The following is a 22938-nucleotide window of genomic DNA, read 5'->3' on the forward strand; positions in this document are numbered from 1 at the left end:
AGCATTACGTTCAGGCATACAGGCGGGGCCAGCGACAGGTGGGGAGAATTTCCCACTACCCTATTTAGCTTAACAGTACTGCTGTTATTGAGATTATTGATGAAAACGCATTCCATGTTTTTGGCACTGAGCCTTGGCTTACTCGGTGCTTCCAACCTAGCCCAAGCCGACGACAAAGTCACCCTGGGCAGAACCATCTTGCTGGGCAAAAGCGACCATGGCGCACAGATCCCCTTGCTGGTATGTCGCCGGGTTGACGCGATCCGCGTCAAAGCCGAACGAGATATGCGGCTAGAACGTGTCGTAGTGACCTTCAACAATGACGACACCAAAACCATCCATTTTCACCGCAAGCTAGACAAGCATGACCAAACGGACTGGCGCAAGTTTGCCTATACCCGCTGTGTGAAAAACCTGGAAGTATTCGGCAAGGCCGAGGGCTCATCGGCGGGGGTGAGGGTATACGGACGGCAATAACCATCGCCCCTCCGGCACCATGACAAACAAGGGCAGTCGCTGAGACTGCCCTTGTTTTATCTCTTTCAGCCATTACTCTGCCCGGTAAGCCAACTGAGACATGTCACTGTCCGTTTGCCACGACTCGCTGTCTTGCCACCAATAGGCAGTCTGAACTGGCAGAGACATATCCAAGCTCTGACCGACCAGCGGCGTCACTAATTCCACCCCGTGGCTGTGCGCTTCGGCAATCAGATCATTGACTGGCTCATCCCATTTGTGGAGAAACAGCTCATAGGTCGACCAGTGGACCGGGAACAGCTTGTCGCCGCCCACATCTAGGTGCGCCTGAAGCGTATGGGCAGCCTGCATATGCCCCCAACCTTCAACCGGGTAGCCTTTGCCATCTTTTACGTTGGCAGCCACTTCGATAAAGGTCAGGTCAAATGGTCCCAACCGCTCACCAATTTGCTTGAAGTGTTCTCCATAGGCCGAGTCGCCACTGTAAAACACACTGCCCGCTTCAGCCTGAATCGCCCAGGATGACCAGAGGGTGGTATTGCTGTCAAACAGACCACGGCCTGAATTATGGTTGGCCGGTGCCGAGGTAATCCGGACAGTGCCGATAGCGACACTTTCCCACCAGTCAAACTCTTCGATATTGCCCGGTTTCACGCCCCATTTTTCCAGGTGGCGCCCCACCCCTAGCGGGACAAAGAAGGTAACGTTTTTATCGGCATAAAAACGGGCGGTTTTTTCTTCCAAGTGATCATAGTGGTCATGGGATATCAGAATCACATCCGGCAGGGGCAAGTCTTCGCGGCTGACCGGTGCGTCGACATTGCGTGAAAACATTTTGGCAAATGCCGAAGGGGACGCATGGTCAAACACCGGGTCAATCAGGATGCGCACACCATCCGCCTCCAGAAACAAAGACGAATGCCCCAGCCAAGTCACCCGCAGCGCACTGCTCGGGTTCTCCAGCAACGGGGTATCCATCGCTTGGAACTTAAGACGGTGCTGGGGCCGGTACTGCTCGCGCTGCATGAAAAATTTCCACAGCAGCGACAACATGCCCTCCTCGCTTTCAACCCTCGGCAGCTGGGTGATGACTTTGCCATCTTTGAATTGCGGCGAACGGGCGATACGTGCTTGACGAATTTCTTGGCTGCGCACATAACTGCCGTCTGTGCTGGTACTTCCGCCACTGTATGCCGCCAGGCCAAGGGCCCCCAAGATGGCAACCAAAGATGCTTTCAATGTCGTTTTCATTCGTCGCTAGTCTCAAAAGTAAACGATGGTGTATACTTTAATCATATTGATTACAGCCAAAAAGTAAACACCACCGTTTACATCTTAATTCAACACCATCATATAATTGAGTAATTTTTATGGGTAAAGTCGCTGAAATTAAACAGGAAAATATTGTCTGTGCCGCACTGGAAATTTTTTCAGAAAAAGGGCTGGAGCTAGCCAGTATGGAAGCGATCTCGAAAAAAGCCGAAGTGTCCAAACGAACGCTTTACAAGTATTACCCAACCAAAGAAAGCTTGTTCGAGGTGATCGTTGAGCGGCTAGTATCCAATGTGAAAGTGATCAGCTCTATTCCCTTCCAGCCAGATCAAAGCATCACAGATCAGCTGACCCACATTGCCCAAAAAGAAGTGGAGTTACTATGCAGCCCGAGTTTCATGGCCGTTGCCCGGGTTGTCATGGCGGAATGTATCCGTTCCAAGGAGCTGGCAAGTTTAATGGTAGAGAAGTTCCAGCCACTCGATGCTTGCCATGGCCTCACCCGCTGGATCCTCGACGGGATTGATGCCGGCAAACTCAATGTGGCCCACCCAGAAATTGCCTCCGAGCAATTTGTCTCATGCCTGAAAGCAACCATCTTCTGGCCGCAGATTATGGCCCACCAGCCGGCGCCGGATCCGACAATACTGCAGGCCACCATCGAATCGGCGGTCCAGCAATTTACTGCCGCTTACGAGATCAAATCTGACTAGTCCTTAACACATAGAAGCAAAAGAGCTTCTACACTTGTTGTGATATCAACCACAAGGAATTTGCCATGTACCGAGTTTTTGCCTGCCTACTGACCCTGATGGTTAGTCTGGGAGCCACCGCTGATGTAAAGATATCTGGCGACGGTTTTGAAATCAGCAAAGATTGCCTGAAGCTGGAGTCTGAAAATGTAAAGATCACCTCGGAAGAGTGTGAACAATGGAAAAAGGATCAAGAAAACCGCAGCGTTCATGGTGATGACAACCCGGGCAAAGGTAATAAAAAAGACAAGAAGCCCAAAAAAGAGACCTACTGAGCCAATATACCACCAGGGCGGATACCGCTATCCGCCTCCAACTTTGTCGCTGATGAGTCGTTATCCGCGACCACACCATAGATGATCGCTTGCGCTGTTATCGGCGTTAATGACAAGGCAACAGCACTGTTGCCCTCATTCAGGAGTATGGCTATGACTCAGGAAGCGTTACTTTCTTTGATGAAACGGGGAGTGTTGACACCCACAATTATCAATACCGCAGACTCTACGTGCTATTTGATTGGCGGGGAAGACAACAAAGGCAACTTCTACCACCTCAAAGATACTCATCACCACTCCATTACAGGGCAGTCGCTACACGAAGCTGAAGAGAAACTCAGTCAATTGGGGATCCACCAGGCGGTGTTTGAGATGGTGACACCATATGATGAAATGATAGGCAGCAGCGATAATACTGGCGGAAAAGTCCGTTTCAACATTACTTTCTAACTGCCCACAATGGTTTGAGCGGTTAGGCAGACTGGCGGATCATCAATTCTGTGCCGAGCTCAATCTTATGTTCGGTTTCAAGCTCTTCGATCAAGCTGACCAGCATGGTAGCCGCCTGCGAGCCTAGCTGGAAAATCGGCGTATCAACAGTCGTTAACCCCACAGGCAACATGTCACTGTTGGGGATGTTATCGAATCCTGCCACGGCAATGTCGTCCGGTATCGATAGGCCTTTTTCTAACAAGGCTTTCATAGCACCGATAGCCATCAAATCGGATGCGGCAAATACCGCATCAAATTCAATACCGTCCATTTCTGACACGATTTGATAGGCATCTTCCTGATAGTAGTCCGCCTTAAAGGCCCAGTTTTCTTCAAACTCGATACCATTATCAAGCAGCGCTTGGCGATAGCCCTCGAAGCGATCCCGCGCCGCCTTAATCACATCCAATTTGCCGAGGAACATAATTTTGCGATAGCCTCTATCGATAAGGTATTGGGTCATCCGATAGGCTGACTGGTAATGCTCCACCAATACCGCATTGACGGTATCGTCCTGCAGATCTCTAGCAATGGAAACAATGGGAACGCGGTGGCCAAACAGCGAAAGAAAATGCTCATCTGGCATGCGGGTACCCCAGATCAACACCCCGTCATACAGATTGGAATTCAGCTCGCCCTGGATAAATACCAACTCATTATCAGTCTTGGCCATGCGCAACGTCAGTTCATAACCGTGCTGATTTAATGACGAGCCAATACCATTCACCAGTTTGTAGATATACGGGTTGGTCAAGTATTCATAGTCAGGACCTGAGATAACCAGACAAATATGTTTGGTCGACTTGCTGGCCAGCATTTTTGCTGCGCGGTTCGGCACATAGTTGAGCGATTTCGCCGCTTCCATCACCTTGGCTTTGGTCGCTTCGCTCACCCGGTTTTTATTATTCAGTACATACGACACCGTTACTGCCGAAACACCTGCCACCTTGGCAATATCTTTTAATGTCGCTGCCATTTACTACTCCGCCAATTCGGCCCACATTCTTATTCTGGGACCTCAGCTGTATGCCTCAAAAAATGCTTGCTTCATGACGACCTGCCATTATTCAGCGCATGAACGTCAATGCTGTTGGCATTATACAGAAACATGGTTCAACACACACAGCAACGCATGGCAACTTTAACTAATTCAACGATAACCATGACATTCCTTATGCCCGAGTCTTCAAACTTAAAGTATTCTAATGACGATATAGGAATGAAACGATGAACACCTTAGACGTAATAGTCCTCATAGCCTTCCTGGCCGGTATGGTCGGGATTGGTTACTGGTCTTCCAAGCGAATGACCAACAGTGCCGAAATGTTCTCCGCCGGAGGAAAATCCCCATGGTGGATGTCCGGCATTTCGGCCTACATGACCATGTTCTCAGCCGGTACCTTCGTGGTATGGGGCGGGGTAGCCTACCGCCTTGGGGTGGTCGCCATTACCGTGTGTATGAGTATGGGGGTGGCTGCGCTGATTGCCGGGTACTTGTTTGCCGGTAAATGGAAATCGTCCGGCGCTACATCGGCTGCGGAGTTTGTCGGCGAAAAATACGGCAGTGGCGTACTGCAAATGTACACCTGGCTGGGCATTGTCACCCGCATCATCGGGGTCTCCGTTGCCCTGTACTCGGTGGCCGTGATTGTCAGCTCGCTGATCCCCGTCTCGCCAGACAACTTCTTTGCCGATGACAATGGCTTCTTCAGCGTCAACGGGCTGATCATCATCGTCGGTACGGTGATTATCCTCTATACCTTCCTCGGCGGCCTGTGGGCAGTATTGCTGACCGATTTCACCCAGTTTGTGGTGCTGATGCTGTCGGTCTGCCTGATCTTGCCAATGATTTACAGCTTGGGCGGTGGTAGCGAGAACATCATCGCCAACCTGCCGGAAGGGCATCTGTCGCTCTTCAACAGCAGCTACACCCAGATTTTCATCTTCGGCTGGATCATGGTACATGTGTTCAAGGTCGGTGGTGAGTGGGCATTCGTCCAGCGCCATCTGTGTGTCGAGTCGCCAAAAGAGGCCCGCAAGGCCTCTTACCTGTTCGGCACGCTCTACATCATCACGCCGGTACTGTGGATGCTGCCGCCGATCATCTACAGCACCATCAATCCGGATGCCAACCCAGAGCAAGCTTATATCTTGTCAGCCCAAGCCGTACTGCCTGTAGGCATGCTGGGTCTGGTGGTCTCATCAATGCTGGCTGCCACAGCGAGTATGGCCTCTTCCGAACTCAACGTATTCTCCGGCGCCCTGACCACCGAGTTCTACGGCAAGCGCATCAACCCGCAAGCCAACGATGAGCAAATGATGAGCGTCGGCCGTATCGTGACGATTATACTGGGTATGCTTGTGATCGGTCTTAGTATTTCCATCCCATACTTGGGCGGTGCCGAGAAGCTGATTGTCAGCATTACCAGCCTGTTTGTCGGCCCGATGGTGATGCCAACTCTGTGGGCACTGTTTGTCGGTAAAGTCACTAAACTGCACGCCTACCTGACTGTGGTGGTCACCGCGGGTGCTGGTTTCCTGCTTCAGTTTGTGCTTGCCAAAATTGACTGGTTTGCTGCCAACATGGGTGTGATGAACCAGGCCGTAGGCCTGCTGGTCCCGGTTGCCATGCTGCTGATTGCAGATAACATCATGGAAAGGAAGCCGCTGACTACCACCGATGCCGTTAGCTAATTAGAACAACAATCCTGCACCACATAACAAAAGCCATTCCGGAGGGATGGCTTTTGTTGAACCCGAACGTTAAATCACATTGAGTTCATCCAATAACCTCCTTTTCACGTAGTACTGAAAAAAGGAGATTGGATGTGTCGCAAATCAACCGTGAACTAAAACACTTACCCTATTTGAAATGTACCGAGCATTTGATGCCGATGGGTAACGCCGATATCAGAGGTGCAGGATATTCCTTCACCCATACCATTACCGATGGCTTAAGGGCTGGCGGCCTGTGGCTAGTCATGCAAGATGATGCGGGGCAGGCCGCTGACAGCAACGGAGACATCATCATGTTTGCCGCTATCGAAGATGTTGACTGGCTCAGTGACAGCCAAATCAAACTGAAGCTTGCCGTCCAGTACTGGGGCAGAATCGTTGCATCAGGGCAGCAATCGCAAACATTGAAGGGGCAGGTTTATCCTTTGTGGCATGATAGCACTCTTGCGAGCGACGACATTCTGGTCGTCCGCCTTCATCAGTGCACCAGTACATATTGCCGGACACTCCCCTCTGCAGCAGCACCGCCAGATCGCGTTGCCACCAATTGGGTCTGCTGGCGCTGGCTGGAACTGCTCCCCATCCCGCTGGGAACCAAACAAAGGTTGCTCAAATACCCTACCTCCCAGCTGTGCCTCAGATACCTGAAAAAAATCATCCGCCACAGTGATCGCCTCAATTAGTTTTGGCGTTTATTGCAAACAGACATAAGCTTGCAGATAGGGTTATGATGAGAACACTGGCAGTTATGCACTCCGGAAACAGCAAGGAGCCTATCATTAACGATGAAGCGCCTGCTATTGATGTAGCAATGCTATTGCACAATATTGCCGATGCCCGCTGTCGTCGCAGTTACGAGCAGCTTTTCAATTTGGTCGCGCCAAAATTGATGAATTTTTCCCGCAAGCAGCTCCGCGACGAATCATTGGCAATGGAAATCGTTCAAGAAACCATGCTCAAGGTGTGGCTCAAAGCCCATCTGTATGACGAGTCCAAAGGCGCCGCGCTCACGTGGATCTACTCCGTCGCCAGAAACGTCAAGTTCGATCTACTCCGAAAGTCCAAACACCAGCAAGACTGGGTCCAAGGTGACGACCTCTGGCCGATTCTGCATGAAGAACAAGATGCAGACAAACTGCCGATTGAATTTCATGCCATTGTCAGCCAAGAACTGGAAGCCTTGATTGAAAAACTACCGCCAGCCCAGTCAGAAGTTGTGCGCATGGTCTGCATGCAAGGGGCTTCCCACCAAGACGTAGCCGATGCCCTAGGTGTTCCCCTCGGCACGGTGAAAAGCCGACTACGCCTAGCCCTGCAAAAAATGAAGGAGGCCCTCGATGGCTAACATCCACTTCCATCCCGACCATAACCTCCTCAGCCGCTATGCCTGTGGGGAACTAGAGTCTGCATCGAGCATTATGATCAGCGCCCACCTAGAGTACTGCCCCAGCTGCCGGCAGAAAATCGCGGCTATTGAGGCTGAACAAGCTGGCCAGCTAGAGAAAAGCGAGCCCGCCACCTTGTCACCTGCACTCGAAGCAATGATGCACCAGATCATGGATCAGGAGTTTGTCGATACTGTCGTCGACCAACAACCTGACAGCCAGCTCATGCTGGAAGGCAAAACTTACCCACTACCTTCTGCCCTCCAGCGCCACAACGAAAAAATTGGCCCCTGGTCCCGCCTGCCGGGCAACATCAAGCGTGCTCAAGTGGATGTCTGCGGAACCAGCAAGATGAATTTCATCTATATGGATTCTGACAGTGCCCTGCCAGAGCATACCCATCAGGGGCAGGAAATCACCCTGGTCTTAGCTGGGGAATTCTATGATGAAAGCGGCACCTACCGTGCGGGCGATTTCATTGTCCAAACCAAACAGCATCAACACCTGCCAAGAACCCGGGAAGGTCAAGATTGCCTATGCCTGACCCTGTTGAATGCGCCGTTGCACTTCACCTCAGGTCTGGCAACCTTGCTCAACCCGTTCAGCCAGCTGTTCTTCAGGCGCTAACAATAGCCATCGTTTGATAATGGAAATAAAAAACCCCGCTGTACATCAAGTACAACGGGGTTTGGCTTTCTCAGCTTCTGATTAGTTAAGCTTTTGCTGGCTGCTTAACGTTGTAGAACAGGGCAAACAGCACAGGCACCACAATCAATGTCAGTACCGTCGCAAAGCCCAGGCCTGCCATGATGGTGATAGCCAGAGAGTTGAAGAACGCATCGAACACCAGCGGGATCATACCCAGAATCGTGGTCAGTGCTGCCATACTTACTGGACGTACACGGCTAATGGCACTGTCAACAATGGCATCATAAGGCTGCTTGCCCGACTCCAGCTCAATGTTGATTTGATCTAGCAATACGATACCGTTTTTCAAAATCATCCCGCTTAGACTCAACAGGCCAAGCAAGGCGGTAAAGCTGAATGGAATGTTGGTTGCCAACAGGCCAAATGCCACACCGATAATCGACAGCGGTACCGTCGCCCAAATCACCAACGGCTTCTTCACCGAGTTGAACAGGAAGATAGTGATGACGAACATAAACAGGTAGCCCATCGGCATTGAGCCCATCATGGCTTCCTGCGCATCTTTCGATGATTCATATTCGCCACCCCACTCGATGCTGTAGCCAACCGGCAGCGGCAGGGCTTCAACCTGAGGGCGGATACGGTTAAACAGGGTGGCCGCGGTTTCATCGCCCAGTACATCGTGATCCGCCAAAACGGTCAGGGTCCGCTTCCGGTCTTTGCGCTGGATCAGCGGCTCAGACCACCCGAGATCAACACCGTCAATCACCTGTTCAATCGGTACGTAAGCCTGCTGGACCGGGCTCCAAAGCTGGAGGTTCTGCAGGGTATCGTAATCGACCCGCTCGGACTCCGGCAGGCGCGTGATGATCGGCAACATATGGGTGCCGTCACGCAACAGGCCGATGGTGTTACCGCCGTAGGCCATCTGCAGGGTATGGGACAGATCTTCTTTCGAAATCCCCAAACGGCGTGCCTTGGTTTCATTGAACTGCGGCACCAGCTCCTTGGTACGCTCACGCCAGTCATGACGGACATTGCGCGCCCCCGGATCCTGCAGCAGTACATCCTCAACCTGCACAGCGATATCGCGCAGGACTTGAGGATCTGGGCCAACAATTCGTGCCTCGATCTTCGATGCCGGCGACGGACCGAACTCCATCAACTTGAACTGGAAGGTCGGCTGGTCAAACTTGGCTGGCAGTCCTGCATCCAGCTTGTGCAGCAAATCGAACATGTTGTCGCGGCTGGTTGTGCGCACCTGCAGCTGGGCATAAGACTCGTAGCTTTTCTCCGGCTGGTAGGTCAGCACGAAACGTTGCATCCCCTGGCCGACAGAAGTGGTCACAAACTCGACATCATCCTGGGCAAGGATATACTCCTCGACCTTTGCAGTCTGTGCCATGGTTTCGCGGATATCGGTCCCTTCCGGCATCCACATATCGACATAGAACATCGGGGTGTTGGACGGCGGGAAAAACGACTGCTTCACCTGACCGAAGGCGATCACTGCCGTCACAAGCAGGACAACCATGCTGGCCATGGTCAACCAACGGAAGCGCAGGGCAAATTTCAGCAGGGTACCGAAGACCGTAAACAGCACACCTTTGTACGGGTCTTCATCGGCCTGCTGTGAGCTATCGCTTTCCTTGAGCATCAGATCAGCCAAGAACGGCGTCAGTGTCAGCGCGGTGACCCAGCTCAGGAACAGCGAGTAGCACAACACCCAGAACAGCGAGCCCATAAACTCACCGGTCGCATCCGAAGACAAACCAATAGGGGCAAAGGCCGTGATAGCAATGACCGTCGCACCAAGCAGTGGCCACTGGGTCTGCTTGGCAATGTCTGCCGCGGCTTGCACCTTGGTCCGGCCCTTCTTCAGACCGACCAGGATCCCTTCTACCACCACGATGGCATTATCCACCAGCATACCCAGCGCAATGATCAGGGCACCCAAGGAGATACGGTGCAGCTCAACATCATTGAGCTTCATCATGATAAAGGTGCCAAATACCGTCAGCAGCAGTACCAAACCGATGATCACCCCACTGCGCAGCCCCATGGCAAACAGCAGCACCACAATCACGATCGCCACCGCCTGACCCAGGCTGACCACAAAGTCCTGTACCGACTTGTCCACTTCCTGCGCTTGGTTGTAGAAGTAGTTGAGTGAAACACCGGCTGGCTTGATGCTCTCGAGTTCGGCCAAGCGAGCATCAAGCTGCTTGCCCACCTCAACCACGTTTACCCCAGAGGAAAACGAAATGCCCAGGTTAATCGCTGGCTTACCGTTGTAAGTCACGATATTGCCCGGTTTTTCCTGTACCCCACGGGAAACCGTCGCGACATCTTTCAGGCGGATCAGATTACCGGTGTCCCGGCCATGGATCACCAGGTTTTCCAATGACTCAACACTGTTCATCTCACCGTTAGGACGGATGATCAGGTTCTGGCCGTTGATCATCATCTCGCCCGAGGCGGTCACGCTGTTCTGCTGGTTCAGCAGTCCCACCACGGTATTCATGTCCAGATTCAGCGCCGCCATGCGCTCAACGGAAATCTCGACAAAGATTTGCTCTTGCTGATCCCCGGCCAGACTGACCTTACCCACGCCGCTGACAAGCTCCAGCTCTCGGATCAGGTAATCGGCGTACTGCTTGAGTTCGACGTATGAGTAGCCCTCGCCGGTCAACATCATCATCACGCCGTACACATCACCAAAGTCGTCGATGATCTGTAGCGAACCCACACCTGATGGCAAGGTCGGGCGCAGGTCATTGACCTTACGGCGCATTTCATCCCAGATCTGCGGCAGTTCGTCCGGGCCGTAGATCATGTCCATGCTGACTGTAATCTGAGTCATCCCGGCCGAGGAGGTCGAAGTCACCTTGTCGATATACGGCAGCTGGCGTACTGCCTTCTCCAGCGGATAAGTCAGCTCTTCTTCGACTTCGGTCGAGGTGGCCCCCGGGTAGGTGGCAACAATCATGGCATCTTTGATGGTAAATGCCGGATCTTCCAGCCGGCCCAAATCCAGGAACGAGGTCACGCCCCCAACCGCCAGGATAATCAAGAACAGCCAGCTAATGACCTTATTTTTTATTGAATACTCAGCAATATTCACTGTACTGCTCCCATGGTGGCTACTGCCATAGTCAATCCCCAATCTTCTTCACCAAGCACCCAAAATGTCGTAATAACGGGCGTGGCCTGAATTGATAACTCTAAAAACTGCATGCCCCCGTCAATCAGCTTGCCAGCCATCAGTTGCCCTAATCCGGTGAAGAGGGCGAGGCCAGCCAATGTGATCACAAGCCAAACCACCCAGCGAATGAGGGATTGGACAACGGTGGGCATGTTCAATTTCACAGGGCCTTCGCCTCTGCTTTTACTGCTGGTAGCTGGGTCACTTCCATTCCCTCGCGCATTTTTCGCAAACTGGAGGTCACCAGGCGATCGCCCTCGCTGATGCCGCTGCTTACGATGGCACCGTGATTATTGAGCTGACCAATACCGACTTCCACCTTGTGGACCTGATTGCCCTCTAGCTTCCAGACAAAAAACTGGCCAGCTTCGCGGCCGACCTCTATCGCTGTCATCGGCAGCTGGTAGCCTTGCAAGGTACTCAGGCCCGCTTCCGCCATATCAACACGCAGAGACACGCTGGTGCCCGGCAAAATCGCCGGCTCTCGCTGCGGCATTTCAAACCACATACGGTAGGTTTGGCTTTGTGGCTCTAGCTCGCCGGTATGCTCAAGGTAGGTCACGGGATAGGTTTGCGACTCGGACCCAAAACGCGCCATTGGCTGGTAACTGCGGTTCACCTGCTGCGGGTTGAGCATGGCCAGCACGTGATCGGATACGGCGATATTGATATACAGCAGATCGTCCTGGTACAGGTTAACGACCGTTTCACCCGGAGATACCGCCTCGAACGACTCCTTAGGCACATCCGCCACCACGCCGTCGAACGGCGCAACCAAGCGGGTGTAGCCCAAACGGCGCTCCGCTGCCTTGAAGTTCACTTTTGTCAGCTTGTGATTGGCAGACAGCTCGTCGAGCTCAGCCTTGGAGATCATCTTGCGCTCAAACAATTCCCGACCACGCTGAAGCTGTTTGGTCGCCAGACCAAACTGAACCTGGGCGTCATTGCGTTGCTGCTCGAACTTATCGGCATCCAGTTCGGCAAGGAGCTCGCCTTTCTTGACCTGCTGGCCAGATTTAACCAATACGCGCTGCAGCTCGCCTTCAACCCGAAACGCCAACGGGGTATTTTCTGCCGCTTCCACCTGGCCCTTGAAGGAGCGGAACTGGCTGGTTATCGGCTGATCAACCGTCAGGGAAGACACTGCAAGCGAAGCAGTAGTTTGTTGCTGCGGCGGCTCTTGGCAACCGGCTAATACCATCATGGAAAGAACGGCGAATGACATCTTCTTCAACATCTTAGATACCACCCTCACGTTCCCAGGCACGCACCTGTTGGCCCGGCAACAAATCAGTCGCGCCAGCGATCACCACCATGATCCCCGGAGCCAAACCTGATACCACCTCGCCCTGATCGTTGAGAGCGACTTCCAGAGCATCGACCACGCCGGTTTGGGGATCAAACTGCCACAATGTCCCCTGGCCGTTTTGTTTTTCAACCCAGGCACCTTCCGGCAAACGCACGGCAGTAGACAGCTCAGGCTTGGCAAAATGCACCTGACCTACCATGCCGGAGAGCAAGTTCATCTCCTCCGGACGGGAAAGGGTCACCTTCGCGGTATAGCTGTTGGTATCAGCATCGGGCTTGGTCGACAGCTCTTTGAACTCTGCGTGGATCGGCTGGGCTGGGTGGTTATCCATCTCAACCCACACCGCAGTCTGGCGGATCGCCGACAAGCTGGTCTGCTTCACAAAAGGTACCGGCAGATTGAAGCTCACGTCCATTTCATCCACATTCTGGATGTTCATCACAGGTTGGTTGGCACCAACAAACTGGTTCTGGTTAACAAATTTCAGTGAAACGACACCGTTGAAAGGCGCTTTGATCAAGGTATGTTCAACGTCTGTTTTTGCTTGTTCCAAGTTCGCGGCTGCCGCCTTGTAAGCAGTCTCGCGCTGGTCAAACTGGTCGGTACTGATCAGCTTCTTGCCGTATAGCTGCTTGGCGCGCAGGAACTGGCTTTGCGCCAACTCAAACTCTGCCAGTTTGGCATCGAAAGCCAAGCGGTAATCCTGATCATCCAGTACCGCCAGTACCTGACCTTGCTTGACTCGCTGGCCGACCCTGACCGTCAGCTTGGCAATTTCGCCAGGTACCTGAAAAGAAAGCTGGGCGCGCTGTGTCGCGACTAACTTGCCAGGAAAAGCATTACTCGCCTGATTCGCTGGCATTGGGATTTCCAGCAGTTTCACGGGCTTGACGACCTCTTCGGTTATTTCTGAATTAGCTTGGTTACATCCGGCTAGGATGCTTCCCAGCAATGCTATTGTTGCCACCCTGACAAACGGGGTGAACGAAATGGATGTTCCTTTCACGGGCGTTTCTCTCTGAGATTTATATTACACACCTGTGCAGTATATGTTGAACTTGGTGGAGATCAAGTATATTTTACAGGTGGACAATAAATGTATTTTGTGAGCACACAGATGACGCCCCCGCGGTTTTTTGGTTAAAATAGCGTGGGCTATGAAACAGATAGAACCATGACCGAGAGAAAACAGGGCCGCCGCAGCGCACAGGCCGCCGAAGAAACCAAGCTGCTGATCATCAAAACTGCCGCGGAAATGTTCTGCGAATTGGGGTACGAAAGGGTATCGCTGAGAAATATCAGCGAACGCGCTGGGGTATCTCACAGCTTGATCCGCCACCATTTCGGCAGCAAGGAAAAGATCTGGCAAAGTATCAGTGACAACCTGCACGTCTATTTCTTGAGTTACATGTACAAGTTGCTGGAAGAAATTCCGTCCGAGCTGCCGAGCAATGTCATCCTCTATCGCTTTGTCACCATGCTATTAGCCCAGCAACTTGCCCACCCGATGCCTATCCAGCTGATTGCCGACGGGGTCAGGCAGGGCGATGTATTAATGGATTACTTCTTCGATAACAACGGCGAGCTTGAAAAGTTCGTCAACCAACTGGTCGTTAACTGCAACAGTGATTTCCCGCTGAAGCCGATCAACATTTGGGAAATGAAATGGCAAATGATGATGTATGCCCATGGTGCCGCCAGCATGAAGCCATTTATATTGGACACATGGGAAAACGCCAGTGAAGAACAATGTTTACTGAACCATTGGCAGCTGTTTAACCAAACCATGGCAAACCAGCTCAATATCTCCCCCGAACAAATGCTGCAGCCAGAACAGCTGTCGGACATCCTTATCGAGCTGCCGTGTGAATGGGGCTGCGACAAAGAAGAAAAAGACTCACAAGAAGCAAAATAGCAACGTCCTTCTCGATTGGAAAAGACAATACAAAAAAGGTCAATAACCATCGGTATTGACCTTTTTCTTTTATTTTTAGGGCTTTACATCCAAACCTCTTCGGTTGCTTAGGCTGTTGCAACTACCGGCAATACCGCCTCGGTTCCAGCCTGAGCGATCTTGTCTGCCGGTTCAAGCCATGCCATCAGCAGCTTGTAGCCAAGTGCCAATACCACGGCACCAACGAATAGACCAACAATACCAGACATCATCATGCCGCCCAGCGCGCCCAGCAGTATCACCAACATCGGGATATCAACGCCACGCCCCATCAACATTGGCTTCAATACGGTATCACTGGCGCTAACCAGAACGCCCCACACGCTAAAGATAACGGCAACGGTCGGTGTATCAACCGCAAACAGGTATGCCATCACCGGGCCCAATATCAAAATCGGTGGCAGTTGGATAATGGCCAAAACCAGTACCGCTAGCATCCACAGTCCGGCTGCCGGCACTCCGGCAATGCCCATGCCCAAACCTGCCAGTACCGCCTGGATAACGGCCACACCGATAACGCCCTGAACCACACTGCGTACGGTTGCAATCGACAGCCCGACATAGTCTTCACCTTTATCGCCCAGCAGGCGAACTGCCACTTTGCCAGCCATCGTCTTGCAGCGTGCGGCATTGCTCATCACCACACCTGAAATCAGAATGGCAATAATGAACTGAACCACGCTGCCGCCCAGGCTTCCGATAGCAGATAACCCGCTTGACACCAGCGCTTTAACTTGAGGTGCATAGGTATTCAGCGCACTTGCCAAGTTGATGGCAGCAAGGCTCCACGCTTTGTACAACGGCTCACCCACCACTGGCAGCACGGCCACCGATGCATCTGGCTGTGGGATCACCAAAGTCCCAGCAGAGAGCGCGGTCGCAACATCTTGGCTGGTGCTTACCACCGCCCCAGAGAACCATATCGTTGGTGCCAGCAGTGCCGCAAGGGCGGCCAGGGTAACCAACATACAGCCCTTTCCAAGGGAGAGCGAAAAGCGCCGTTGCAGCGCCTTGGCCAAAGGCATCAGCGCAATGGCGATGATTGCCCCCCAGACGATAGGGAGTAAAAATGGCTGTAGGATCTGATAGCAAAAGTACACAACCAGCAGCAGCAACATGGACTTAATCACAGTATCCAACGTGTTTTTTTCTGGAAGTGTTACTAAGGATTGTTGAGCATTCAAAATCAACCTCACTAATGACTTTCTTACGGCTGAAAGGCCCCAGCCTAATCTGCTCAAATAATAACCACTCGCTTATCAGAAGACTTACCATTTTACGACAGGCGCCCAATTTCCTCCCCCGCACCAGAATTGTTCATTAATCCATCATTTAGATTTTTTACTCTAATCAAACCGCATATAATTTCTCTTGCATTCCTTCGGGATGTTAGTACCCATTACGTGAAATTAGCGTCCGCCCTTGGTACAAAGGTCTCTTTCCCTCCTACCATCACTAACCAACGAATTGAAGAGACCTTTTTTTCCCCAACCCAATACCTCATGTCTCATGTGCTATTGTTTCGACAGCCAATAGACTCAACCCTCTCGCCCTAAGGCGGCTCGGCTGAATAGATTTCGCCCCCCAGTTCACACTTTTTAATCAAAGCTTGATCTTGCCCTCAAATGCAGCAATTTTTTGCCCACACGGCAGTACGGCAATTATTCAACTCTGAATTCTTCTATGCATGCCATTAACCCGTAACTCAGGCGCAGCTATCAATAGTAAGCATAATTTGCCGCAACTTAGTCACCTCGCTTGTATATGCAAATGCTGCATATTGACGCAGGCTATCCGGCTGTGATGGCCATCACAATAGTCCCATTATCAAAACCTTTACCCTCTTAACATCCCACGGGATAACAACAAAACAAGATACGATCACACACCATGAGGGATTACAATGAACACCAACAGACTCCGCCCGATAGCCCTTGCCATCATCACCCTGACAGCCCTTGCTGGCTGCAACGATGAAACCACCTACATAGAACAGCCCAAACAAAACCAAGACCCAGCAAGGCAAATACGCAGCGTCTTTGCCGATTACCAAGACGCTATCAATACCCTAGACAGCACCGAGTTTGGTCAAGTGACCGATCAGATGGCCAGCTCACGCCAAGCGGTCGACCGGATGTACCTAGACAAGCTGGAAAATATCGATCGCAGCGCATTGTCCGATGAAGACAAAATTTACTACGACACTTTCCAGTTTGACCGCAACATCGCTATTCGCGGCGCTTCACTGCCCAACCCGAGATTCGGGAATTTCGATATCCCGATCACCCACTTCTACAACTACATCGATTGGAATGCCTCAGTGGCCGGCGCGAAGCAGGACACGCCTGATGACTACCAGAGCCATATCCAGGTGATCCGTGAATTCACCGCCTGGACGAACAACCTGCATTCACAATACGCGATGGGAATCGTCGACAAGGCACGCTTGCCTAAAGTCCTGACCAACCGGCTAGTTGAAAGTACCGAAAAAGCCCTTGCTGTCGGCACGGCCCCTTATGGGCTGCTGAGCCAGGGACTGGAAGATATTGAACAACACCGCGATCAATACGAGGATGCCTTCGTTACCGAATACCAAAAGGCGGTAGCAGATGCGGCCAATGCGGTCAGCGGCTTGATTGATTTCCTCAAGGTCGATTACCTCGATGGCGCCAGAGGAGCGGGCACAGCTGAAGACACCAATATCGGCTGGGGGGATTTACCGAATGGCCAAGCCTGGTACCAATGGCAGCTAGACCGCAACAGTACCACTGGCAAACCGGCAATGGAGCTAAGCCAGCTTGGGGAAGATCTTGTTGCCGACGCCAAAGCCGAAATGATCCGGGTGGCCGAGCTTATCGTCGACAAACGGGGGGCCACGCCAAAAGCTAATTGGCGTGAGGAAAACGGTACTATCAGCCTCAGAACCTTCAATCTCCTCGATGGCAATGGCGATATCGATCTCAACGAGTTTTTCGATTACCTCAACAGCGAACAGTTCTTCTATGGCAGAGATGGCAGAGATATTTCGGGTACCGATTATGCGACTTTGTGTGAGGCCGCATCGTCCCCAAGCGCCTGCGAAGCTGCCCTGATCGACTACAATACATTCAAAACCGACGCCAATGATGTCGTCGCCAAGTACTTCAAGCCAATAAAAACCGATTACACCATAGTGCCGGTTCCGGCCAACCGCGAGGAATATGACGGGGTGGGCTCATACGGCAACAATGAGTTCAACCTCAACACCAACCCGGATTACAGCCTGCAGAAGTGGAATGTCTCGACCTTATTGCTGCATGAAGCCGCACCGGGCCACCATTTCCAAAATGCCTATTCCATCGAATACCCACCGGCCGACAAACCCGACTACATCCAGAACGTCTGGTACACCGCTTACGCGGAGGGCTGGGCACTCTACACCGAGTGGCTGGGCTTGGAGATGGGCATCTATGGCGAGCTGGACAGCAGCGGCAAGCCCACCTTCGTCAATGCCACCGGGATGTGCAAACTCGACCTTGACTACCAGACGTTCCAGGGTGGGATCTATACCGATGCTGAAGAGTGCAATGCCCTGCAGTACTTCGGCAGCCTGAACGAAGCCCAACTGCGCAACATGCGCCTGGCCGTGGATACCGGTATCCATGCGAAAGGTTGGAGTATCAAACAAGCTCAGGAGTATATGGATGCGAACTCGGCCCTGGGTAACGGTGATATCGAGTCAGAAAGTTACCGCTACGCCGCCTACGTCGGGCAGGCAGTTTCCTACAAATCGGGCTACTTGGTCATCAAAGAGATGCTGGCAAAAGCACAGACGGAACTGGGCGGTCAATTTGAGTGGGCGTCATTCCATGACCAGTTGCTGAAATACGGCGATCAACCGATGGAAGTGGTCGAGACCAGCATCGAAAACTGGATCAAAACTCAGCAATAACAGAAAGCAAACTGTTGCCTGTCCGCTTGCGGGCGGGCAGCAAGAAAAGTAAGAGAGAAAAGAAAAAAATGGGTAAGCACCAAGTTAAAGCAAAAGGTTGGCTGGCCAAGTGGCTTACTCAAGGAACGGTGAACAATAACTATTTACCAGTAACTTACCCGAACGATTATTTGTAGTGATGTTAAACCTTACAGGTACGAAGCATGCAACCTGAATTTAACGAGGGCTACTATACCCCGCGAGACACACAATAATGTGACATATATCAATCTAGACCCGGTAAATTACGCCCGGAGAGAAGAGTGTGTAACAATATGCAAACGGCCGTAAATAAATACGATAAAGCATCAGTTTGTTTATATTTTAACTGGCTCGCCGCCTGTTTGATTCCCACTCCCTACCGATATTGCCCTAACTCTAAAAATTCGTTACCGGTGCCTTAATTTCACTTCACTCCATGCCATACTGGCAGCCATGCCCTTTTGAATCGGCCAGGAATACAGATGTTAAGGATCGACAGCAAAGAACGCCCCCACTGGCGTGAGCTCGCCAAAGAATATGGATTCGGCTTCCACACCATGTACGGCGAGCCCTATTGGGACGAAACCGGCTACTACCAGTTCACCCTCAAGCAGATAGAGCAAGACCTTGAAGCGCCGACCGAGGAAATCCACCAGATGTGCCTGGAGGTTGTCGATGACGTGGTGGCCGACGAATACTGGCTGCAACGATTCCAGATACCGGAAACCATGTGGCAGCCAATCCTCGAGTCGTGGCGCAGCCGAGAGCCTTCGCTCTATTCCCGACTCGATTTTGCCTACGACGGCAACGGCTTTGCCAAGCTGTATGAGAATAATGCCGATACCCCAACCTCGCTCTATGAAACCGGCTTTTGGCAATGGCTGTGGCTGGAAGATATGGTCAACAGCGGGGCGATCCGCCGCGACGCCGATCAGTTCAACCTCCTGCAGGAATTGCTGATCGCCCGCTTCCAAACCCTTGCACGCCAGCAACCCGGGCAGACCCTGCACTTTTCCTGCTGCAAAGATACCGTCGAAGACAGGGGCACGGTGCAGTATTTGCAAGACTGCGCCAAGGAAGCAGGCCTGTCGACCGCCTTCGTCTTTGTCGAAGATATCGGGATCAACGGCAAGAAAGAGTTTACAGACTTAGCCGATAAACCCATCCGCTGGATGTTCAAGCTCTATCCCTGGGAGTTCATGCTAAGAGAAGAATACGCCAAGCACTTGCCATCCAACCCGATCAACTGGCTGGAGCCGATGTGGAAATCAGTGCTCAGCAACAAAGCGCTACTGCCGATGCTTTGGCACAAATACAAAGGACACCCGAACTTGCTGCCGGCCTATTTTGCCGATGATCCAGGACTTAGCGAGCTCAAGGACTATGTCATCAAGCCGATATTTGCCCGCGAAGGCGCCAACATCACGATCGTCGAAAACGGCAGGCAGACCCTGAGGGTGGATGGCCCCTACGGCGATGAGGGAGTGATCTACCAGGCCTACCACCCGCTGCCGAAATTCAACAATGCCTACACCTTGATCGGCAGTTGGCTGGTAGACGACCGGGCAGGAGGTATCTCCATCAGAGAGGATAGCTCACGCATCACCCAGGATATGTCACGCTATCTGCCGCATGTTATTTTGTAGGCCCATGCCGGGCGGGATCGCATTTAGCCCGTCAGCCCCCCGAGAGGGGAGCTATACTGAAGATTCAATATCTTGAAAAGCTTTGCATTTCTTTGTTACATATTCAGCGCAGCGACAGCCTAAATAAGTATAACAACGGGGCAAAGGACAAGATTCAATCTGCATCGGCTCCCCTATGGATAATAACAAGCAACTCTCGGCACTCATTACACTCTCCCTGACAGGCTTGGCTGGGAACGCCCAGGCCGGCACTGAGCAGCGCTATGCCGATTACGGCCCACTGAAAACTTATGCCCAGTCTCCCCTGCAGTCGAATGCTCTGACCCCCTTGGTCAGATCCGGCTTCAGCCAGGCGCCGGATACTGTTGAGCTCTATGCCACCGGTACCATTGCCAGCGTGTGGGCCCACACCGATGAGTACAGCGCCGATTACTACCAAAACGCCCTTTCGATCGGCGGGCTTTGGCAACTCAACGACCAATGGGCCTTGGAGCTCGACTACACCTGGCGCTTTGCCGCCAACAACCACCTCGACACCCTGACCAAAGCCTTCCATGACTGGTTCGGTATTGGGCAGAATGGCCGCGATGAAGTTGATGATCACTCCTTCGACATCTCGGTCCCGCAGTACGGAGTCGAAATCCACGACTTCGAAGGCGAAACCATCAGCAATGCGTTTTCCCTCTACACCAGCTACCAGCTGCTTGAAAACAAGCATCACGGTCTGTCTCTTGGCGGATCGCTTTATTTCAACTACGTTGGCAGCGGGCCGTTCAAAACCAGCAATTTCGAACAGGCGCTGCAACTCAATTACAGCTACCGAACAGGCAAGCACAGCATCTATACCCTGCTGGGTTTATCCTACCGCCATCATGATGAGGTATTGGCACAAATCAAATACAACAAATTCGCCTTTGCCGCCGGGGTCAGTTACCAATACCAAATCAGCCCCAAACACCGCTTCATTACCGAAGTACATGTCTACGAAGGGGCCAGTGATGCGACGTCTGATCTCAGCGAGCCGTCCACCGAGTTTTTACTAGGCTATCGCTACCATACCAAGCGCGGCGCGATCGAGATGTCGATGATCGAGAATGCCTTCAATATGGATAACAGTACCGATATTGCCTTTACCCTCGGCTACCGCCATCGAATGCAGTGATTCATAATTTACATTGTAAATTTTTCAGGCAACCTGCCGCATTATTGTTCCATTAGCATTAAGATACATAAAATAAAAAACACTGTATTGAAGAGAAGCGATTTTGCCCCTACCATAGCGGCCATCTTTCTTTGGCCAGCGAAAAACTAGATCTGTGAAAAAACCAGACCTTCTTATCTGTACAGCCTTGCTCTCAGCCTGTTCGTATAATGCTGCGCCAGTTGTCGGCTCCCATGACAAAACCCAGCTCGAGTACGAGCAAGACTTGGCGGAATGCCGTCAGAAGACCCAGGAAGTCGACAAGGGTGAAGCGGTCCGCACCAGTGCTGCCAATATGGCACTTATCGGCACCGCGGCAGGGGCGCTCGGTGGACTGCTCGCCGATGATGTCGGGATGGGAGAGAGCATGGTATGGGGCCTGGCTCTTGGGGCCGGTACCGGAGCCGCGATAGGCTCGGTGAAAGCAACCCAGACCCAATCACTGGTATTGCGCCGCTGCATGGAGCTCAAGGGGTATGAAATCCTCGACGCCGAAGCAGATGAGCTGGCCAATGTCGATATCGAGCCGAACACCGACTCAACAGACGAAGCGACCGATGAGCAGCAGCTCGTCGCGAACTAGGATCTCACCGATTGAACACATGGATGGGTTCCTTGCACCCCGCTAGCGCGTCTCGGCGCTAATGGGGTGTTTTTTCACCCGCAGAGCAAACTGTTCAACCAAAAAGTCCACCAGTACCCGCAGCCGCTTGGGCATCAGCTTGCGTTGCGGATAGACCAAACTGACCGGTACCAGCGGCATCTCCCACTGCGGTAAAAGTTGCACCAACCTACCCGAAGCAAAATGCTCGCGGCAAATAAACTCGGGCAGTACGGCAATCCCCAGCCCATCCAGGCAGGCCGACAGCGAAGCCGTAATGGTGTTGACCCTCAGGCGGTAGGGCAGATCGATACTCACCGCCCCGCCCTCGTGCATCAGGTGCCAGTTGGGAATTTTCACGGCCTTATTGTGAACTTTGACTTGATGGTGCGGCGGCTTGAGATCTGCCGGGCTTTCAATCATGCCATATTGTTCCAGGTAGTCGGGACTGGCAACCAGCACCCGGCGCGATTCCGTCAGCTTCCGAGATACCAAACTTGAGTCGTCCAGTTCGCCGACCTGGGCATAGAGATCAATCCCCTCGCCGATAATATCCACTTCGCGGTTGGTCATTTCGACATGCAGGGAAACATGCGGGTATTGTTTCAAAAAGGCATTGAGAAAGCCGCCCATCACCTGATGCCCCAACTCGACCGGCATAACCACATACAGCCGGCCACGGATCAGATCTTGGTTGGCACTGACTTCTAATTCGGCCTGCCCCATGATTTCCAGCATCTGCACGCAAGACTGGTAAAAGGCTTCGCCTTCCGGGGTGAGGATCAGGCTGCGGGTCGAACGCGTGATCAACCGCACACCAAGGTGCTCCTCCAGCTCAGCCACTTTGCGGCTTACCGTCGACTTAGTCATATCCAATACGTCAGCAGCTTGAGTAAAGCTTCCACAATCAACCACTTGTGAAAAAATCGCTATCGAATTCAAGTCCATCGCTATCCAGCCTTCAGCCAATTAGTAAGTTTTCTGCAACAGTGTTTCCTCTTTTTCTTATCTTATCAACCAATCGATATCATTT

Annotated in this window: 21 protein-coding genes; 13 read left to right on the forward strand and 8 right to left on the reverse strand. The window is 52.3% G+C overall.

The window, feature by feature from the left end; genetic code table 11:
- The first annotated feature begins 99 nt into the window (after window positions 1–99).
- Window positions 100–477, forward strand: coding sequence for a DUF2541 family protein (locus PTW35_RS26510; protein ID WP_281028184.1), 378 nt, complete (start codon window positions 100–102; stop codon window positions 475–477).
- A gap of 72 nt (window positions 478–549) precedes the next feature.
- Here the strand turns inward: PTW35_RS26510 and PTW35_RS26515 are convergent, their stop codons facing one another.
- Complete coding sequence (locus PTW35_RS26515) at window positions 550–1728, reverse strand: MBL fold metallo-hydrolase (RefSeq protein WP_281028185.1); 1179 nt, start codon at window positions 1726–1728, stop codon at window positions 550–552.
- A 119-nt stretch (window positions 1729–1847) separates the two neighbouring features.
- On the opposite strand from PTW35_RS26515, the gene PTW35_RS26520 reads away from it, so the two are divergent.
- The 3 genes from PTW35_RS26520 (at window position 1848) to PTW35_RS26530 (ending at window position 3226) form a co-directional block, all read left to right on the forward strand.
- Entirely contained in the window at window positions 1848–2462 is a 615-nt protein-coding gene (locus tag PTW35_RS26520; RefSeq protein WP_044621784.1) for a TetR/AcrR family transcriptional regulator, read from the forward strand.
- A gap of 65 nt (window positions 2463–2527) precedes the next feature.
- Entirely contained in the window at window positions 2528–2776 is a 249-nt protein-coding gene (locus tag PTW35_RS26525) for a hypothetical protein (protein ID WP_044621783.1), read from the forward strand.
- 153 nt (window positions 2777–2929) lie between these two features.
- Complete coding sequence (locus PTW35_RS26530) at window positions 2930–3226, forward strand: DUF6482 family protein (protein WP_281028186.1); 297 nt, start codon at window positions 2930–2932, stop codon at window positions 3224–3226.
- 22 nt (window positions 3227–3248) lie between these two features.
- On the opposite strand, the gene PTW35_RS26535 is transcribed toward PTW35_RS26530, so the two are convergent.
- The gene (locus tag PTW35_RS26535; RefSeq protein ID WP_281028187.1) at window positions 3249–4244 is read right to left on the reverse strand and encodes a LacI family DNA-binding transcriptional regulator; all 996 of its coding nucleotides are present in this window, start codon (window positions 4242–4244) and stop codon (window positions 3249–3251) included.
- A 251-nt stretch (window positions 4245–4495) separates the two neighbouring features.
- Here PTW35_RS26535 and PTW35_RS26540 point away from each other — a divergent pair, with 251 nt between their 5' ends.
- The 4 genes from PTW35_RS26540 (at window position 4496) to PTW35_RS26555 (ending at window position 8016) form a co-directional block, all read left to right on the forward strand.
- Window positions 4496–5962, forward strand: a complete 1467-nt coding sequence (locus tag PTW35_RS26540) for a hypothetical protein (RefSeq protein ID WP_281028188.1) — start codon at window positions 4496–4498, stop codon at window positions 5960–5962.
- A gap of 134 nt (window positions 5963–6096) precedes the next feature.
- Entirely contained in the window at window positions 6097–6687 is a 591-nt protein-coding gene (locus PTW35_RS26545; RefSeq protein WP_281028189.1) for a hypothetical protein, read from the forward strand.
- Between the two features lie 44 nt (window positions 6688–6731).
- Window positions 6732–7349 (forward strand): sigma-70 family RNA polymerase sigma factor, encoded by a 618-nt coding sequence (locus PTW35_RS26550; protein ID WP_281028190.1) that lies wholly within the window; start codon window positions 6732–6734, stop codon window positions 7347–7349.
- Window positions 7342–8016 (forward strand): ChrR family anti-sigma-E factor, encoded by a 675-nt coding sequence (locus PTW35_RS26555; RefSeq protein ID WP_281028191.1) that lies wholly within the window; start codon window positions 7342–7344, stop codon window positions 8014–8016. The genes PTW35_RS26550 and PTW35_RS26555 overlap by 8 nt, the downstream gene beginning before the upstream one ends.
- 85 nt (window positions 8017–8101) lie before the next feature.
- On the opposite strand, the gene PTW35_RS26560 is transcribed toward PTW35_RS26555, so the two are convergent.
- The 4 genes from PTW35_RS26560 to PTW35_RS26575 are packed head-to-tail and all read right to left on the reverse strand — an operon-like array spanning window position 8102 to window position 13557.
- A complete protein-coding gene (locus PTW35_RS26560; RefSeq protein ID WP_281028192.1) occupies window positions 8102–11161 on the reverse strand; it encodes an efflux RND transporter permease subunit in 3060 nt (1019 codons plus the stop codon).
- On the reverse strand, window positions 11158–11406 hold the full coding sequence (locus tag PTW35_RS26565) for a hypothetical protein (RefSeq protein ID WP_281028193.1): 249 nt from the start codon (window positions 11404–11406) through the stop codon (window positions 11158–11160). The genes PTW35_RS26560 and PTW35_RS26565 overlap by 4 nt, the downstream gene beginning before the upstream one ends.
- Complete coding sequence (locus PTW35_RS26570) at window positions 11403–12479, reverse strand: efflux RND transporter periplasmic adaptor subunit (protein ID WP_281028194.1); 1077 nt, start codon at window positions 12477–12479, stop codon at window positions 11403–11405. The genes PTW35_RS26565 and PTW35_RS26570 overlap by 4 nt, the downstream gene beginning before the upstream one ends.
- A gap of 1 nt (window position 12480) precedes the next feature.
- On the reverse strand, window positions 12481–13557 hold the full coding sequence (locus tag PTW35_RS26575) for an efflux RND transporter periplasmic adaptor subunit (RefSeq protein WP_281028195.1): 1077 nt from the start codon (window positions 13555–13557) through the stop codon (window positions 12481–12483).
- Window positions 13558–13725: 168 nt separating this feature from the next.
- Between PTW35_RS26575 and PTW35_RS26580 the strand changes: the two genes are divergently transcribed.
- The gene (locus PTW35_RS26580) at window positions 13726–14466 is read left to right on the forward strand and encodes a TetR/AcrR family transcriptional regulator (RefSeq protein ID WP_044621776.1); all 741 of its coding nucleotides are present in this window, start codon (window positions 13726–13728) and stop codon (window positions 14464–14466) included.
- Window positions 14467–14573: 107 nt separating this feature from the next.
- Here PTW35_RS26580 and PTW35_RS26585 read toward each other — a convergent pair whose 3' ends face one another.
- Window positions 14574–15635, reverse strand: coding sequence for an AI-2E family transporter (locus tag PTW35_RS26585; protein WP_281029157.1), 1062 nt, complete (start codon window positions 15633–15635; stop codon window positions 14574–14576).
- Between the two features lie 773 nt (window positions 15636–16408).
- Here PTW35_RS26585 and PTW35_RS26590 point away from each other — a divergent pair.
- The 4 genes from PTW35_RS26590 (at window position 16409) to PTW35_RS26605 (ending at window position 21887) form a co-directional block, all read left to right on the forward strand.
- On the forward strand, window positions 16409–18436 hold the full coding sequence (locus tag PTW35_RS26590; protein ID WP_281028196.1) for a DUF885 domain-containing protein: 2028 nt from the start codon (window positions 16409–16411) through the stop codon (window positions 18434–18436).
- Window positions 18437–18939: 503 nt separating this feature from the next.
- Window positions 18940–20103, forward strand: coding sequence for a glutathionylspermidine synthase family protein (locus PTW35_RS26595; protein WP_281028197.1), 1164 nt, complete (start codon window positions 18940–18942; stop codon window positions 20101–20103).
- A 175-nt stretch (window positions 20104–20278) separates the two neighbouring features.
- Window positions 20279–21265, forward strand: a complete 987-nt coding sequence (locus tag PTW35_RS26600) for a DUF3187 family protein (RefSeq protein WP_281028198.1) — start codon at window positions 20279–20281, stop codon at window positions 21263–21265.
- 154 nt (window positions 21266–21419) lie between these two features.
- On the forward strand, window positions 21420–21887 hold the full coding sequence (locus tag PTW35_RS26605; protein WP_281028199.1) for a glycine zipper family protein: 468 nt from the start codon (window positions 21420–21422) through the stop codon (window positions 21885–21887).
- A 42-nt stretch (window positions 21888–21929) separates the two neighbouring features.
- On the opposite strand, the gene PTW35_RS26610 is transcribed toward PTW35_RS26605, so the two are convergent.
- Window positions 21930–22853, reverse strand: a complete 924-nt coding sequence (locus PTW35_RS26610; RefSeq protein WP_281028200.1) for a LysR family transcriptional regulator — start codon at window positions 22851–22853, stop codon at window positions 21930–21932.
- Between the last annotated feature and the right edge of the window lie 85 nt (window positions 22854–22938).

Source organism: Photobacterium sp. DA100 (assembly GCF_029223585.1).
Taxonomy (GTDB): Bacteria; Pseudomonadota; Gammaproteobacteria; order Enterobacterales; family Vibrionaceae; genus Photobacterium.